11 protein-coding genes and 2 pseudogenes are annotated in these 13,278 nt (G+C 67.2%); 4 read left to right on the top strand and 9 right to left on the bottom strand.

The genetic code is table 11. The annotated features are described in order from the left end of the window. Positions 1-246 precede the first annotated feature (246 nt). Together BACI349Y_RS02955 and BACI349Y_RS20390 are read right to left on the bottom strand one after the other, a co-directional pair. Positions 247-1,476 (bottom strand): YihY/virulence factor BrkB family protein, encoded by a 1,230-nt coding sequence (locus BACI349Y_RS02955; protein WP_159630310.1) that lies wholly within the window; start codon positions 1,474-1,476, stop codon positions 247-249. 103 nt (positions 1,477-1,579) lie between these two features. Then, a pseudogene (locus tag BACI349Y_RS20390) lies at positions 1,580-1,723 on the bottom strand (DUF3618 domain-containing protein); the annotation flags it as partial. A gap of 8 nt (positions 1,724-1,731) precedes the next feature. Between BACI349Y_RS20390 and BACI349Y_RS02950 the strand changes: the two are divergent. Continuing rightward, positions 1,732-1,947, top strand: a pseudogene (locus BACI349Y_RS02950) (integrase core domain-containing protein); the annotation flags it as partial. A gap of 6 nt (positions 1,948-1,953) precedes the next feature. On the opposite strand, the gene BACI349Y_RS02945 reads toward BACI349Y_RS02950, so the two are convergent. Further along, positions 1,954-2,628 (bottom strand): anti-sigma factor family protein, encoded by a 675-nt coding sequence (locus BACI349Y_RS02945; RefSeq protein WP_159630308.1) that lies wholly within the window; start codon positions 2,626-2,628, stop codon positions 1,954-1,956. Beyond that, positions 2,625-3,125 carry a sigma-70 family RNA polymerase sigma factor gene (locus BACI349Y_RS02940; protein ID WP_159630306.1) on the bottom strand — a complete coding sequence of 167 codons (501 nt, stop codon included), beginning with the start codon at positions 3,123-3,125 and terminating at the stop codon, positions 2,625-2,627. The genes BACI349Y_RS02945 and BACI349Y_RS02940 overlap by 4 nt, the downstream gene beginning before the upstream one ends. A gap of 237 nt (positions 3,126-3,362) precedes the next feature. On the opposite strand from BACI349Y_RS02940, the gene BACI349Y_RS02935 reads away from it, so the two are divergent. Next, positions 3,363-3,917, top strand: coding sequence for a COG4315 family predicted lipoprotein (locus BACI349Y_RS02935; RefSeq protein ID WP_159630304.1), 555 nt, complete (start codon positions 3,363-3,365; stop codon positions 3,915-3,917). A gap of 36 nt (positions 3,918-3,953) precedes the next feature. Here BACI349Y_RS02935 and BACI349Y_RS02930 read toward each other — a convergent pair whose 3' ends face one another. The 4 genes from BACI349Y_RS02930 to BACI349Y_RS02915 all read right to left on the bottom strand — a co-directional run bounded on the left by BACI349Y_RS02930 (position 3,954) and on the right by BACI349Y_RS02915 (position 7,043). Continuing rightward, positions 3,954-4,811, bottom strand: a complete 858-nt coding sequence (locus BACI349Y_RS02930; RefSeq protein ID WP_159630302.1) for a hypothetical protein — start codon at positions 4,809-4,811, stop codon at positions 3,954-3,956. After that, positions 4,804-5,382: an RNA polymerase sigma factor gene (locus BACI349Y_RS02925; protein ID WP_159630300.1), complete on the bottom strand. Its 579-nt coding sequence runs from the start codon at positions 5,380-5,382 to the stop codon at positions 4,804-4,806. Before BACI349Y_RS02925 ends, BACI349Y_RS02930 begins: the two co-directional genes overlap by 8 nt. Before the next feature lie 171 nt (positions 5,383-5,553). After that, positions 5,554-6,264 (bottom strand): protein tyrosine phosphatase, encoded by a 711-nt coding sequence (locus BACI349Y_RS02920; RefSeq protein WP_159630298.1) that lies wholly within the window; start codon positions 6,262-6,264, stop codon positions 5,554-5,556. A gap of 167 nt (positions 6,265-6,431) precedes the next feature. Beyond that, on the bottom strand, positions 6,432-7,043 hold the full coding sequence (locus BACI349Y_RS02915) for a DMP19 family protein (protein ID WP_159630296.1): 612 nt from the start codon (positions 7,041-7,043) through the stop codon (positions 6,432-6,434). A gap of 220 nt (positions 7,044-7,263) precedes the next feature. On the opposite strand from BACI349Y_RS02915, the gene BACI349Y_RS02910 reads away from it, so the two are divergent. After that, positions 7,264-10,740 carry a DEAD/DEAH box helicase gene (locus BACI349Y_RS02910; protein ID WP_159630294.1) on the top strand — a complete coding sequence of 1,159 codons (3,477 nt, stop codon included), beginning with the start codon at positions 7,264-7,266 and terminating at the stop codon, positions 10,738-10,740. Positions 10,741-10,803: 63 nt separating this feature from the next. Beyond that, positions 10,804-11,835 (top strand): family 43 glycosylhydrolase, encoded by a 1,032-nt coding sequence (locus BACI349Y_RS02905; RefSeq protein WP_236560697.1) that lies wholly within the window; start codon positions 10,804-10,806, stop codon positions 11,833-11,835. 145 nt (positions 11,836-11,980) lie between these two features. On the opposite strand, the gene BACI349Y_RS02900 is transcribed toward BACI349Y_RS02905, so the two are convergent. Then, positions 11,981-13,273: an ammonium transporter gene (locus BACI349Y_RS02900; RefSeq protein WP_159630292.1), complete on the bottom strand. Its 1,293-nt coding sequence runs from the start codon at positions 13,271-13,273 to the stop codon at positions 11,981-11,983. Positions 13,274-13,278 lie beyond the last annotated feature (5 nt).

Genomic DNA, 13,278 nt, shown 5'->3' with positions numbered 1-13,278 from the left:
CCTGGCGGGGCACACCCTGTACAGTTGCGCGGCGAACAGCGGTGGGAGGGTTCCGGACGGGTTTGAGGGGGCCGACGGCGACTGGGGGGACTGGCCTCGGTCTCAGAAGAGGCCATCTCACCGCCGACCCCGTATTACCCCGGAGTTACTTCATCCCGGGAAAACCAAACAGGACCTTCAAGATGAATTTTCCTCCATCTCGAAGGTCCTGCCTAGTCCCCCTGGGCAGCGGCTGGGCCTGCCTGCCTAAGCGCTGCCGCCTGGCCGGCCGCCGCCGTCGGGCTCCCCGTTGCCGGCCCGGTGCTGCACCTTTTCGCGGACCCTGTCGCGGTGCCGCTCGCCTGGCCTCACTTCGTTCTGTTCATTCCCGGCAGGCTGCCCGTCGGGGGTATCGCCGGAATCATCCTGCCCGTTTTCCGAGGCATACTGCTCCCGAAGTTCACGGCCGTGCTTGATGTCCTCTTCGATCTGCTTCTGCAGCTTCTCGCTCTTCTTGGTGTCCCGCGGCGGCAGCTGGATGGTTTCCTCTGCCTTGATACCGGCCTGGAGTTCACGGCCGCGCTCCACCTCGGCGTCGAACTCAGCGCCGAAAAGAAGGGACATGTTCAGGATCCACAGCCACAGCAGCATGATGATCACGCTGCCCAGTGCACCATAGGTCTTGTTGTAGTTGCCGAAGTTGCCGACGTAGAAGCCAAAGCCCAGCGAAGCGATCAGGAAGACAAACAGGGCAATCCCGGAACCCATGCTCATCCAGCGGAATTTGGGCTGCTTGACGTTGGGGGTGGCGTAGTACAGCACGGCAATGATGGCGATGATCAACGCGATCATGACCGGCCACTTGGCAATGTTCCAGACCATGAGGAAGGGCCCGCTGAGGCCGATAAGCCCGCCCACTGCCTCGGAAACCGGGCCGCTGAGGACCAGCATGCCGGCCAGCAGAGCCACGATAACCACGGCCAGGAGCGTAACGCCAAGCATGGTGCCGCGGAGCTTCACGAACGCGCGCCCCTCGTCCACCTCATAAACCCGGTTCATGGCCCGGCCGAAGGCTCCGACGTATCCGGACGCCGACCACAGGGCGGTTACAAGCCCGATCACCAGGGTGAACCCGGCCGCCGGGGCGCTGGTCAGTTCAGCTACCGGTCCGCTGATGGTGTTGACGGTCTCCGCCGGGGCGAAGCCGCGCACGATTTCCAGCAAGGCGTTGGTGGTCTTCTGCGGATCCCCAAAAAGGCCAAGGAGCGAAACCAGTGCCAGCAACGCTGGGAACAGCGAGAGGACGGCGTAATAGGTCAGGGCCGCCGCCAGGTCAGGGCATTGGTCCTTGGTGAACTCCCGGAGCGTCTTCTTGGTGATGTATTTCCAGGAAGGCTTATCCAGGTCCCTCGGGCTGGAGGGTTTCCTTGAGTCGTTTGGATCCGGAGCCTGGCCCGCCTTGGCGGTGCTGGTCTCGGAATCGTCGTGAGTGGCCATGGGGAAGTCCTCTCAATCAGGGGCCAAGCGGACAGGCCGGCCCGCGGATGGCGGTGCCGGCCTGCCGATCAAACTCATGCCTTACGGTGCCGCGATGGGCTGATCAGGTGTTTTGGATGTTGTCTTTGGCGTCGGTTGCGCGGTCTTTGACGTCGGTGGCTGCGTATTGGCCTTCGGTTTTGACGTTTTGGGCGGCGTCGGTGGCGGTGGCCTTGACGTTTTCCATGGCTTCCTGGGCGGGTTCCTTCCAAACACATCCTGATCAAACCCCGCCACCCCTGGCAAAACGGCAAAGCAGAACGCTTCAACCGCACCCTCCAAGAAGGCTGGGCCTACCGCCAACCCTTCACATCCAACCAAGCCCGCGTCGACGCCCTGCAGTCCTGGCTAAACTTCTACAACAACCACCGGCCACACGGCAGCCTCGGAGGCAAACCACCTATCAGCAGGTGCAACCAACCTACTGGCTGAGTACACCTAGGGAACGGTGATGACCGCCACGGCCCGCTGGGCGCCGTCGCGCAGTTCGACGCTCGAGATGCTGCCCAGCTGGATGGGCGTCGCCCCGGTGACCTTGACCTTTCCGCTGGGGGTAGCGGTCCAGGCGCAGGCCCGGTCCTCCGTGCCCGCCCGGTCCCGCACCCACAGCGAAAGGGTCCCTTCCGCCGGCAGGCTGCTGCCGCTGACTGCAAGTTCGGTCCCCCAGGTCTTCCGGGCCATGTCGATGTTCACCTGGAGCCCTCCGCCGGACGCCACGGAATAAGTGGCATCCGGCTGCGGCGGCCTGACAAGCAGGGGCCCCACGGCCAGGCCCACAGCCAGGCACGCGGCGGCAACAGCCCCCGCTATAGCCACCCACCGCCGTCGTATGGTCCGACGCCGGCGCGCCAGTTCGTTGAACAGGCGCGCCGGGGCGTTGGCATCAGTTCCCTCGCTGCCGCCGGGCACGGCGCTGCTGCCCGGAACGCCGCTGAGCGCCACGGCGTCAGGAACGGGAAGGGAATCCAGGAGAATGGGCACTTTTTCCAGTACGGCCAGTTCCTTGCGGCAGGCGGCGCAGTCCTGGAGATGCGCCTCGAACAGGGTGAGGTCGGCGGCGTCAAGGCCGCCCAGGACGTAGGCGCCCAGCAGGTGGTGCGGGTTGGTGTTCACCGTTCCACTCCCATCTCGTCCAGGATGGTGCGCAGGGCCCGCAGGGCGTAATAGGCCCGGGACTTGACGGTGCCGCTGGGGATGTTGAGCTGGACCGCCGCCTCGTTGACGGTAAACCGGCGGTAATGCAGGGCCACCAGGACGTCCCGGTGTTCCTTGCTCAGCCGCAGCAGCGCTTCCTCCATCAGGACCCGGTTGAGCAGCTCGTCAACGCGGCCCATCACCTCGGCGGGGTCGGTAAGGCTGCTTTCCAGCGCCTCGTGCGGGCGGCGCTGGCTCCGGCGGTAGTTGTCGATCATGATGTTCCTGGCTGTGCGGTACAAGTAACTGCGGAAGCTGCCGTTGATGTCCGGGGCATGCTGCCAGACGCGGAGCACTGTTTCCTGGACCACGTCCTCCGCGAGCTGCGGATCCCGGGTAGCGCTGAGCACGAACCGGCGCAGGGCGCTGCCATGTTCACGGTAGATGGCCTCCACCACGTTGTCGTCGAGCGGCATCCCGCTCCTCCCGTCACTGTCCTGGACACATCACTGCCCGCGGGGAACGCCACGGCATCTGCGCTCCCGGCTGTTACCACGACAAGGAGCAGGAATCGGTTCAATCGGACAGCGCCACAGCGTACCTGTGAACCATTCTTTACCCGGAGGCGTCGTAGGGGTTAGCGCCCCATGATCCAGAGCCGGGCGCGGCCGAAGAGGCACCAGCCACGAAAGCACACAGCCAAGGAGCACACCATGAAACAGCATCTCGGGGCAGGACTTGCCATCCTGGCCCTGGCGGCAGCCCTCACCGGTTGCGGCAGCAACGCCGGCACCACCCCGTCGGCCACGGCCCCGGCCACCACTGGCGCGTCATCTTCCGGTGCCGTATCCACCGCACCGTCATCGGGCTCTGCGCAGTCATCGAAGGCGAGTGCCGCCGTCGAGCTTAAGACAGGCTCCTCTCCGGAAGGCAGCATCGTGGTGGACGCGAAGGGCATGAGCCTCTACTTCTTCACCAAGGACACCAAGGACTCCGGCAGCAGCGCCTGCACCGGCTCCTGCCTGGTCCAGTGGCCGCCGCTGACCACCACGTCGGGAGCCCCCACCGCAGAGGGAGTGACCGGGAAGCTGGGCACCATCACCACGCCTGACGGCAAGAAACAGGTTACCTTGAACGGCATGCCCCTCTACTACTTCGCAAAGGACACCAAGCCGGGCGACGTCCTGGGCCAGGGCGTGGGCGGAGTCTGGTACCTGTCCGACCCGTCGGGCGCCATGGTCAAGGCAGCGCCGGCCCAGGGCTACTAACAACGCTGGCCTGGCAGGGACTGCCAGGCGCCTGTCCTACTTCAGGGAAACGTCCGGGGTTTTGCCCGGGAGCGGGATCTCAGTGGGCAACGGAACGGGCAGCTTGGGGCCCTGTTCCAGGCCCTTCCTGACGTCCCCTGACACGTCGGTGGGCAGGGCAGGCTCCGCGGGAACCTGGGCAGGCTTCTGCGTAGCCGTCCCGTGAGTGGGGATGTTTCCCTGCCGCGCCGGAACGCCCGACGGCGCCGCGGCGGCAGGGGCAGAAGCGGGCGCGGGTGCCGGTGGGACGGCATCCGCGCTGCTGGTTGCCGACGGCCGGGGTCCTGCCGGAACGGGCACCGGAGCCTGTTTGGTGTCGTTGCCGGCAGGTGCCGCCGCGGAACCAGTCACGAACGAGGTGACGGCCTGGTTCAGCTGGGAGATGGAGTCGCGGAAGCCCTGATCGGAGGCGGCAGCCACTGCACCTCCGGCAGCGAGCGAGGCAGCCACCGAGAGCGTGGTGAGGGTGATGCGGCGCTTGGCCCTGCGGCGGGCCGCGAGTTCATCAGCCGGTTTCACTGGCCTGAATTGAGCTGCGCTGGGTTGGGCTGTGCCGGGTTGAGCTGCCCCACCCTCAGCGGTGGCCCCGGTGGTGGGAAGCACTGTGGTGGCGACCGGCACACCAACGGGAAGCACTGTGGTGGCGACCGGCACACCAACGGGAAGCACTGTGGTGGCGGCAGTTGGCGTGCCTGCCATCAGCGCTGCGATTTCGGCGGAGGGTGCCGGGGCCTCTGCCGCCAGGGCACGCAGGTTGAGCAGGGCGTCACGGAGCTGGCCGTCGTCGTCCACGCCTGCCTCCAGCAGAAGCTGGTCAACAGCCCTCTGGTTGCGGGATCCTGCGGTGTCACTCATGATGTGCCTGGTTTCTCTTGAGCGTTTGTGCCTTGAGGTTTTGCAGGGCCCGGCGCTGGAGCTGCTTGATGGCTCCGGCGCTCTTGCCCATGATGGCGGCCACCTGGTCGATGGACAGGTCCGCCACGACGCGAAGGGCCAGGACCTCCTGGTGTTCTTCGCTGAGCCCGTCCAGCATGGCTTCGGCTCCGGCCGTCAGTTCCACGGCGTGGTCTTCCGCGGACGGCGTGGTCCGGCCGTCGTGCTGGGGGTCGTACGGTGTCAGCTGCGGCCTGCGCTCCACCCGCCGGTAGTGGTCCACCATGCGCGCGTGGGCAATTGAGAAGATCAGCGATTTTGCGCCCTGCAGGCCGCCCGTGAGCGTGCCGATCCTGGAGTAGAAGGCCAGGAAGACGTCCTGGGTAACGGCCTCGGGGTCATCGAGTCCGCGCGCTTTGAGGTACCCGTGGACCGGGCCCGCGAAGGTTCGATAGGCAGCAGCGAACAACACGGCCGGATCAGTTCCGGCTGCGTTGTCGAATATGTCGATCTCTTCTTGGGCCAAAGTGTCCAGCACCAGCGGCTCCTCCATCCCGGGGCCCGGGCTTGCGCCTGGTCCCGGTTTCCGGTTCGGACTGCCAGTCCCCGTGGTATTCCGGCTGCCTTTTTGCGGGTTTGCCAGGGGCGCTTTTCCAAAGGTGCGCGCCCCCGCCCGGCTTCCCGGACTGCGGCCGCAGCCGCAGTCCAGACTAGCCAATGAGCCTTAGCGGGCCGAAACTGACGGGGCGTGGACGGTGTTGCCGCCCACGGCGGGAACAGCAGGAACAGCGGGAACGGTGTCCGCGCCGTCGACACCCGGCACGGCCGGGACGGCGGGTACTGCGGGAGCGGACGGAACGGCGCGGACCTCAGGCTTGGTGGCGTCAACGGACGCGGAAACCTTGCCCTCGGCACCGGCCTTGGCTGCGGCGTCGGCCTTGGCCACGACGTCGGTGCAGTAGCTCTTGATGTTGGCGTCGCCCTTGGCAGCGATGGACAGCGAGGAGAATGCCTTGGAGGAAGCGTCCAGGCCGCCGTGGGTGAAGGCGGTGCAGAGACCCAGGGCTGCAGGGCCGGCCGCGTCAACGGCGGTGTTGGCCGTGGCGGAACCGCTTACGTCAGCGCCTGCCTTTTCGTCAGATGCCTCAGCGGACGCGGAAGCCTTGGCAGTGGCCTCTGCGGTGGCGTCGGCGCTCTTCAGGGCGTCGGAGACGGCCGCGGTGGCGGTAGGGGCCGGGGTGGCCTGGGCGTCAGCTGCTGCTTCGGCTGCAAGCTTGGGGGCCGGTGCACCGAAAAGTTCGTGGGCGGTCTGCTGGGCCTGGGTGGGGAGGGCACCGGAGACGGCGGCGGCGCCGGTTCCTCCTACTGCCAGGGTTCCGGCGGCCAGGACTCCGGCGGCGACTTTGCTGGTGGCGAGAACGGTGAATACAGACATTTACTTCTCCAAAACCTAGACAACACATCGGACTGGGCCCGCCGGGCGGACCCATCACTGACTACATCGCCTGCGGTTGCGGAAAGGTTACGGGTGTTTGGAAATTTCTTTTTCGGCCTCCCCATCGCTGGAAGCGCGTTTCGGAGCGCCGGTCCGCTCCGGCTGTTTCACGGCGCTCCCGCGATCCGCAGAGCTGAGGCACCGGCTGCTTTACGTTCGGCCAAGTCAGGAACCATGGCAGCGAGCCGCTGGATGTAAGGGCCCACTTCCTCATCGTCCAGCACCAGCAGGTCCGGCTGGCCGCGCAGCCACCGGGCATTCAGGGCAGTGATGTTCTCGCGCTCCAGCAGTTCCTCGAACTCGCCGTCAAGCTCCCCGACCCGGAGGAGGGCGCCGGCAACGGCCCCGCTGTCACCGGCACCACCGGCCAGGTAGGACGCTTCGGTTCCGGCGGTCAGCACGCGGTAAGCCTCCGCGGCCCGGTTGAACAGGTCCAGGTGCGCGGTGGCGCCCATCCCTGCCATGCCTTCGCGGACCAGCGGGTCGGTGGAGATCCGGCCACCCGCCATGACGGCGTACTGCGCGAAGCCGCCCTCCAGCGCCTGCGACAGGTAGAAGTCCACCAGGCAGCTTCGGACGGCCACCGGAGACATGTCCTCCAGCCGCAGCGTGGCCTTGCGCATCGCATCGATGATGGCCGCGTTGGCCTCCACCACCTCCTCGTCCCTGCCTCCGATACTGCTGCTGGTCAGGACGACGGGCTGGGGCGTGATGGTCATGGCAATCCTTGCTGGGCGGTGGTGGTGCTCCGGACGCTTTCACGCTACGACGGCCGGTTCACGGCAGCATCGGGAAGGAAATGAACGTCAAGCGAAGTTTTCGGGACCACCAGGGCAGGCACCCGTCGGGCATGGGGGTGCCGCCCGGCGAACTAAGATGGATCAGATAACCACCCACCGGACCCGGCTCCGCCGTGGCCTGCCGAAAGTAGCGCTCACCATGCCATCCCAACCGGACGAAAGTGCGGACCTGGCAATACAGACACCCGCCATCAACGACCGCTCGCTCGCGGCCGGGCTGGCGTATGCCATGGCAAGCAGGGTCTCCGGCATATCGTTCGACGGCGGCACGGGGCTCATGCTGGGAAAGGTCCGGGGCGGCGCGGAAGTTCCCTACTCCACCACGGCCAAGCTGGTCCGGAAGTCCGGCGGCTGGAGCTGCACTGTGGGCGTCTGCAGCTGCCCCGTCCGCAAGGACTGCAAGCACGTCGCGGCCCTGCTGTTCGCGGCCGAGGACAACCCCTCCATCCGGATGCAGCTGCTGGCGCCGTCCACCTCCACGCAGGTGTCCCGCGCACCGTCAGCGGCCCTCCCGGACTGGGAGCAGGCCCTCAGTCCGCTGATCTCCCAGCCAGGTTCTGCCCCCTCCACAGCCGGGGTTCCCCTGGCCCTGCAGTTCGAGGTGGAGGAACCACCGCCGCACTTTTCCTACACGGGCCGCCGGGACCCGGTCCGCGGCGTCCGGCAGCTCAAGGTCCGCCCCGTCATCATGGGCGCCAAAGGCAAGTGGATCCGCGGTGACGTTTCCTGGAACACCCTGAGCTACCTGAACTTCCGGCGCGAATCGAACCAGGCGCACGTGGAATGGCTGCAGGAGTTCCTGGCCGGCCATTCCTCCTCCGCCAGCCGGATGCACAACTCCGCCGGCCTGTGGCTGGGCCTGAACTCCTACGCCGGCAAGAACCTGTGGAGCCTGCTGTCCGATGCCCGGAAGATCGGGCTCGCCCTGGTCCACTCGCGCGGCACCGAGCCGGTACGGGTGGCAGAGTCCCCTGCCGCCGTCGGACTTTCCCTCAGCCGGTACGGGACCCCCGTGGCTGAGCCGGCCGCGGAAGCAGGCGGGGCAAAAGCGGACACGTCCGACGGCGGCCTGGAGCTTTCGCCCACCATCACCGTTGACGGGGCCGAGGTTGATCCGGCGGCGGTGGGCACCATCGGCAGGCCCGCGCACGGCCTCTTCTTCACGGCCGGGGAAGCCGCCCTGCCCGGCGTCCCCGACCCCGACGGCGTCATTACGCTGGCGCCGCTGGAAAACGGGCTGAGCGAGGAGCTGCTGGCGTTCGTCACCGCGGGGAGCATGCTGCACATCCCGGCCCGGGACGAGTCGCGGTTCCTGACCGGCTTCTACCCCAAGCTCAAGCAGACCGCCCGGGTGACAACCCGCGACGAGTCCGTGGAACTGCCCGAACTGGCCGTCCCCACCCTCTCTCTGCTGGCAAACTACGGCGCGGACCACCGGGTGCGGCTGCACTGGGAGTGGCACTACAAAACCGGCAAGCTGGTCACCGCGCAGCCCCTGTGGCGGCACCCCGGCGACCACGGCTACCGCGACGACACCGCCGAGGCCCGCGTCCTGGAAGGGATCGGCCACCCCTGGGATGTGGTGGCCGCCCTGGGCGAATCGGCGACGGGCGGCTGGGGCACTCCCCGGCTGGCGGCGTCCGCCGAGCTGACCGGCCTGGACACGCTGGCCTTCACCGAGGAAGTGCTGCCGCGGCTGCGGGAGGCCCCGGACGTGGACGTGGAGACAGTGGGCGACATCGCCGACTACCGCGAGGCCGAGGAAGCGCCGGTGGTGTCCATCTCCACCAAGGCCACCGAACAGCGTGACTGGTTCGACCTGGGCATCCAGATATCCCTCGAAGGCCAGCCCGTGTCCTTCGCGGCTGTCTTCTCCGCGCTGGCGGCCGGCCAGACCAAGATGCTACTGCCCAGCGGCGCCTACTTCTCCCTGGACCTGCCGGAGCTGCACCAGCTGCGGGCTTTGATCGAGGAAGCCAGGTCGCTGCAGGACAACAAGGATGCGCCGCTCCAGATCAGCAGGTTCCAGGCCGGGCTGTGGGATGAACTGGCGCAACTGGGGATTGTTGACGAACAGGCCGCGGCCTGGCGGTCCGCGGTGGGCGGGCTCCTGGAGGGCGGCACGGACGGGCTGCCGCTGCCGTCGTCCCTGAACGCCGAGCTGCGCCCGTACCAGCTGGAGGGCTACAACTGGCTCAGCTTCCTGTACAAGCACGGACTGGGCGGCATCCTGGCCGACGACATGGGCCTGGGCAAGACCGTGCAGGCGCTGGCCCTGATGTGCGCGGCGAAGGAGCTGGCCGTCGCGGTTGCTGCGTCCCTGGAGACGCCCGACGCCGGTGCTGCCGCGGACCCTGGAAACAGGCCCGCCGCCGACGCGCCCTTCCTGGTGGTGGCCCCCACCAGCGTGGTGGGCAACTGGGCCCTCGAAGCCGCCCGCTTTGCGCCCGGGCTGACCGTGCGGACGGTCGGCGAGACCTTTGCCAAGAGCGGCCAGGACGTGGCGGCGGCCCTGGGCGGGGCAGATATCGTGATCACGTCCTACGCCCTGTTCCGGATCGACTACGACGCCTACGCCTCGCGTACCTGGAACGGGCTGGTGCTGGATGAGGCGCAGTTCGTGAAGAACCACCAGTCCAAGGCCTACCAGTGCGCGCGCAAGCTGCCGGCCGCGTTCAAGCTGGCCATCACGGGCACCCCGCTGGAGAACAACCTGATGGAGTTCTGGGCGCTGACGTCCATTGTGGCGCCGGGCCTGTTCTCCAGTCCCAAGCGCTTCGCCGAGTACTACCAGAAGCCTGTGGAGAAGAACGGCGACAAGGGGCAGCTGGAGAAGCTCCGGCGCCGCGTCCGGCCGCTGATGATGCGCCGCACCAAGGACCAGGTGATCAAGGACCTCCCGCCCAAACAGGAGCAGATCCTCGAGGTAGTGCTGAATCCGCGGCACCAGAAGGTGTACCAGACGCACCTGCAGCGCGAACGGCAGAAGATCCTCGGGCTGATCGAGGACGTCAACAAAAACCGGTTCACCATTTTCCAGTCGCTGACCCTGCTGCGGCAGCTCAGCCTGGACGTGTCGCTGGTGGACCCTTCCCTGTCCGCGGTTCGGTCCTCCAAACTGGATGTTTTGTTCGAGCAGCTCGAAGACCTGGTGGCCGAGGGGCACCGGGCGCTGATCTTCAGCCAGTTCACCGGGTTCCTGGGCAAGGTGCGGGAGCGGCTGGACGAGGAAGAGACCGAGTACTGCTACCTCGACGGCGGCACCAGGAACCGCGCCGACGTTGTCAGCGAGTTCAAGAACGGCAGCGCGCCCGTGTTCCTGATTTCACTCAAGGCCGGCGGGTTCGGCCTGAACCTCACCGAGGCCGACTATGTCTTCCTGCTGGATCCCTGGTGGAACCCGGCGTCCGAAGCCCAGGCCGTGGACCGGACACACCGCATTGGGCAGGCGCGGAACGTGATGGTGTACCGGCTCGTGGCCAAGGACACCATCGAGGAAAAGGTCATGGCGCTGAAGACCCGGAAGTCGCAGCTGTTCGCCGACGTCATGGAAGGCGACGCCCTGGCCGGCGGGGCCATTACGGCGGAGGACCTGGCGGGGCTTTTCAAGGAGTAGGGCCCCCGGGGACTCCAACGTCTAAGCTGGTGCCCAACGCAAAACTACAACGTTGGAGAAACTTTGCCGCACCAGCTGCCTGTCACGGAAAACCCTGCAGCACCGCCCCTGGTGCCGCTGCGTCCGGACGCATTCGCCACCCCGTTCCGGGACCCCGTATGGGACGGGCCCACCGACCCCATCCTGGTGGCTGACCACCTCACAGGGGGGTGGGTGCTCTTCTACACCCAGCGCCGCGCCACTGCTCCGGGGCTGACGGGGGTGGAATGGGTGCACGGGACCGGTATCGGCGTCGCAAAATCGTCCGACGGCGGCACCACCTGGCGCTACCACGGCACCGTGGAGGGACTTGTCCCGCCCGGAACGGAACTCCCGGCAACCCTCTGGGCGCCCGACGTCGTCCGCATTGGCGACCGTTGGATTATGTATGTGACTGTCCTCGGCGGCAGGCGCACGGACTGGACCGGGACGGCGGAAATCGTCCAGTTTGCCAGCACGGACCTGGAAAAGTGGGAGTACCTGGGCCGGATCGACCTGGGCTCCCCCCGGGTGATCGACGCCGCTGTGGCCCGGTGCGGTGACGGCCGGTACCGCCTCTGGTACAAGGACGAGGCCCGCGGCTCCACCACCTACAGCGCGGTGAGCGCCACTCCGGAAGACCCGTCGTCATGGAAGCGCGAAGGTGTGGCAATCCCCGGGCGCCCGCACGAAGGACCCAAGGTCTTCCGGCTGGGCGGCAGCTACTGGATGATCGTGGACGAGTGGCGGGGCCAGGCGGTCTACCGTTCCGAAGACGCAACGGGCCATTGGGTCCGGCAGGAGCACCGTGGCGGCCTGATCCTCACGGCGCCGGAATCGGTGGACGGAAGGCCCGTCGTCGGACGCCATGCCGACGTGGTGCCCCTGGCGGAACGGGCACCCGGGGAAACGTCCGACGGCGGCGCGCAGCGTGCGCTGCTGGTGTACTTCACGCACCCTTACTGGGGCGGCGAGGACATCGACACGATGGCACCAGACCCGCGCAGCCGCCTCAGCCACGTCCGGGCGGCAGTTCTGGAAGTGCGGGACGGCGTCCTGGTGTGCACGGAAAACTGATTACAGAAGCTGCCGCACCACGAAGGGCCAAACCCTGGAACTATAAGCCGGCGGCTGCCGGCACCGGTCCAAGGTTTGGCCCTGACTCGTGCATTCGGGGCGGACCCGGCGTGTGCCGGGGCCGCGGGAAGTGGACCTGCCGGAGCTAGACCCGCTGCGGCGACCCCAGCTCCACGGGATCTTCATCCATCAGGTAGGCCAGCTCCGAGTGGGCCGCGAGGTCGATGCCGCGCAGTTCGTCCTCGGGCTTGATGCGCAGGCCGCCCATGGTCTTGTCCAGGATCTTCGCCAGGATCCAGGTGACGCCGAAGGAGTAGGCCAGCACCGTGACGGTGGCGAGGGCCTGGACGCCCAGCAGTTCGAAGCCGCCGCCGTAGAAGAGGCCGCTGACGCCGTTCGGGGCCTTGTCCGTGGCGAAGAGACCGATCAGCAGCGTGCCCAGGATGCCGCCCACCAGGTGGACGCCGACGACGTCGAGGGAATCGTCGAAGCCCAGGCGGAACTTCCATTCGATGGCCAGCGAGCAGACGGCCCCGGCGATGGCGCCGATGGCCAGTGCGCCGAGCGGGCTGACGGCGCCACAGGCGGGAGTGATGGCTACCAGCGCGGCGATGAGGCCTGAGGCGGCGCCCATGCTGGTGGCCGCACCGTGCCGGACCCGCTCAACGAGGGCCCAGGCAAGCAGCCCGGTGGAGGCGGCTACGGCGGTGTTCAGGAAAACCACCGACGCCGACTGGCCGGCGGAGAGGGCGGAGCCGGCGTTGAAGCCGAACCAGCCAACCCACAGCAGGCCCGCGCCCACCAGCACCAGTGGCCGGCTGTGCGGCTTGGCGTGTTCCACCTTGGGCCAGCCGGAGCTCTTGCCCAGGACCAGTGCCAGTGCCAGTGCTGCGGCGCCGGCGTTCATGTGGACCGCGGTGCCGCCGGCGAAGTCGATGGCCTTGATGCCGTTGGCGATCCAGCCGCCAACGGTGCTGCCGTCAGCGGAGTCGAACGCGAACACCCAGTGCGCGATGGGGAAGTAGACCACCGTGGCCCAGATGCCGGCGAACAGCATCCAGGCGCCAAACTTCATCCGGCCTGCGGCGGCACCGGCAACGAGTGCGGTGGTGACGCAGGCGAAGAACAGCTGGAACGCTGCGAACAGGATGACCGGGATGGACGCGGAATCGTCCTTGGCCAGCAGCTGCCCCATGCCCGGGAACTCGGTGACGTCACCGATGAGTCCCAGTCCGCCCACGGAGTTTCCGAAGGCCATCGAGTAACCGAACAGTGCCCAGAGCACGGCCACCAGGCTGGCGCCGCCGAAGCACATCATCATCATGTTCAGGATCCGGCGGGACCCCACCATGCCCCCGTAAAATAGGGCCAGGGCGGGAATCATCATGCATACCAGCGCCGAGCTGGCCAAAATCCAAGCGACATTTCCCGAGTCCATGGGAA

This window comes from Arthrobacter sp. 8AJ (assembly GCF_902506025.1).
In the GTDB taxonomy this organism is placed as follows: domain Bacteria; phylum Actinomycetota; class Actinomycetes; order Actinomycetales; family Micrococcaceae; genus Arthrobacter.
Note: the sequence above shows the minus strand (reverse complement) of the source record. Positions and strands in the feature narration are given on the sequence as shown.

Coding starts and splice junctions, on each gene's coding strand:
- BACI349Y_RS02955 (WP_159630310.1), bottom strand. CDS start 1,476: ATGGCCACTCACGACGATTCCGAGACCAGCACCGCCAAGGCGGGCCAG.
- BACI349Y_RS02940 (WP_159630306.1), bottom strand. CDS start 3,125: ATGCCGCTCGACGACAACGTGGTGGAGGCCATCTACCGTGAACATGGC.
- BACI349Y_RS02935 (WP_159630304.1), top strand. CDS start 3,363: ATGAAACAGCATCTCGGGGCAGGACTTGCCATCCTGGCCCTGGCGGCA.
- BACI349Y_RS02930 (WP_159630302.1), bottom strand. CDS start 4,811: ATGAGTGACACCGCAGGATCCCGCAACCAGAGGGCTGTTGACCAGCTT.
- BACI349Y_RS02925 (WP_159630300.1), bottom strand. CDS start 5,382: ATGGAGGAGCCGCTGGTGCTGGACACTTTGGCCCAAGAAGAGATCGAC.
- BACI349Y_RS02920 (WP_159630298.1), bottom strand. CDS start 6,264: ATGTCTGTATTCACCGTTCTCGCCACCAGCAAAGTCGCCGCCGGAGTC.
- BACI349Y_RS02915 (WP_159630296.1), bottom strand. CDS start 7,043: ATGACCATCACGCCCCAGCCCGTCGTCCTGACCAGCAGCAGTATCGGA.
- BACI349Y_RS02910 (WP_159630294.1), top strand. CDS start 7,264: ATGCCATCCCAACCGGACGAAAGTGCGGACCTGGCAATACAGACACCC.
- BACI349Y_RS02900 (WP_159630292.1), bottom strand. CDS start 13,273: ATGGACTCGGGAAATGTCGCTTGGATTTTGGCCAGCTCGGCGCTGGTA.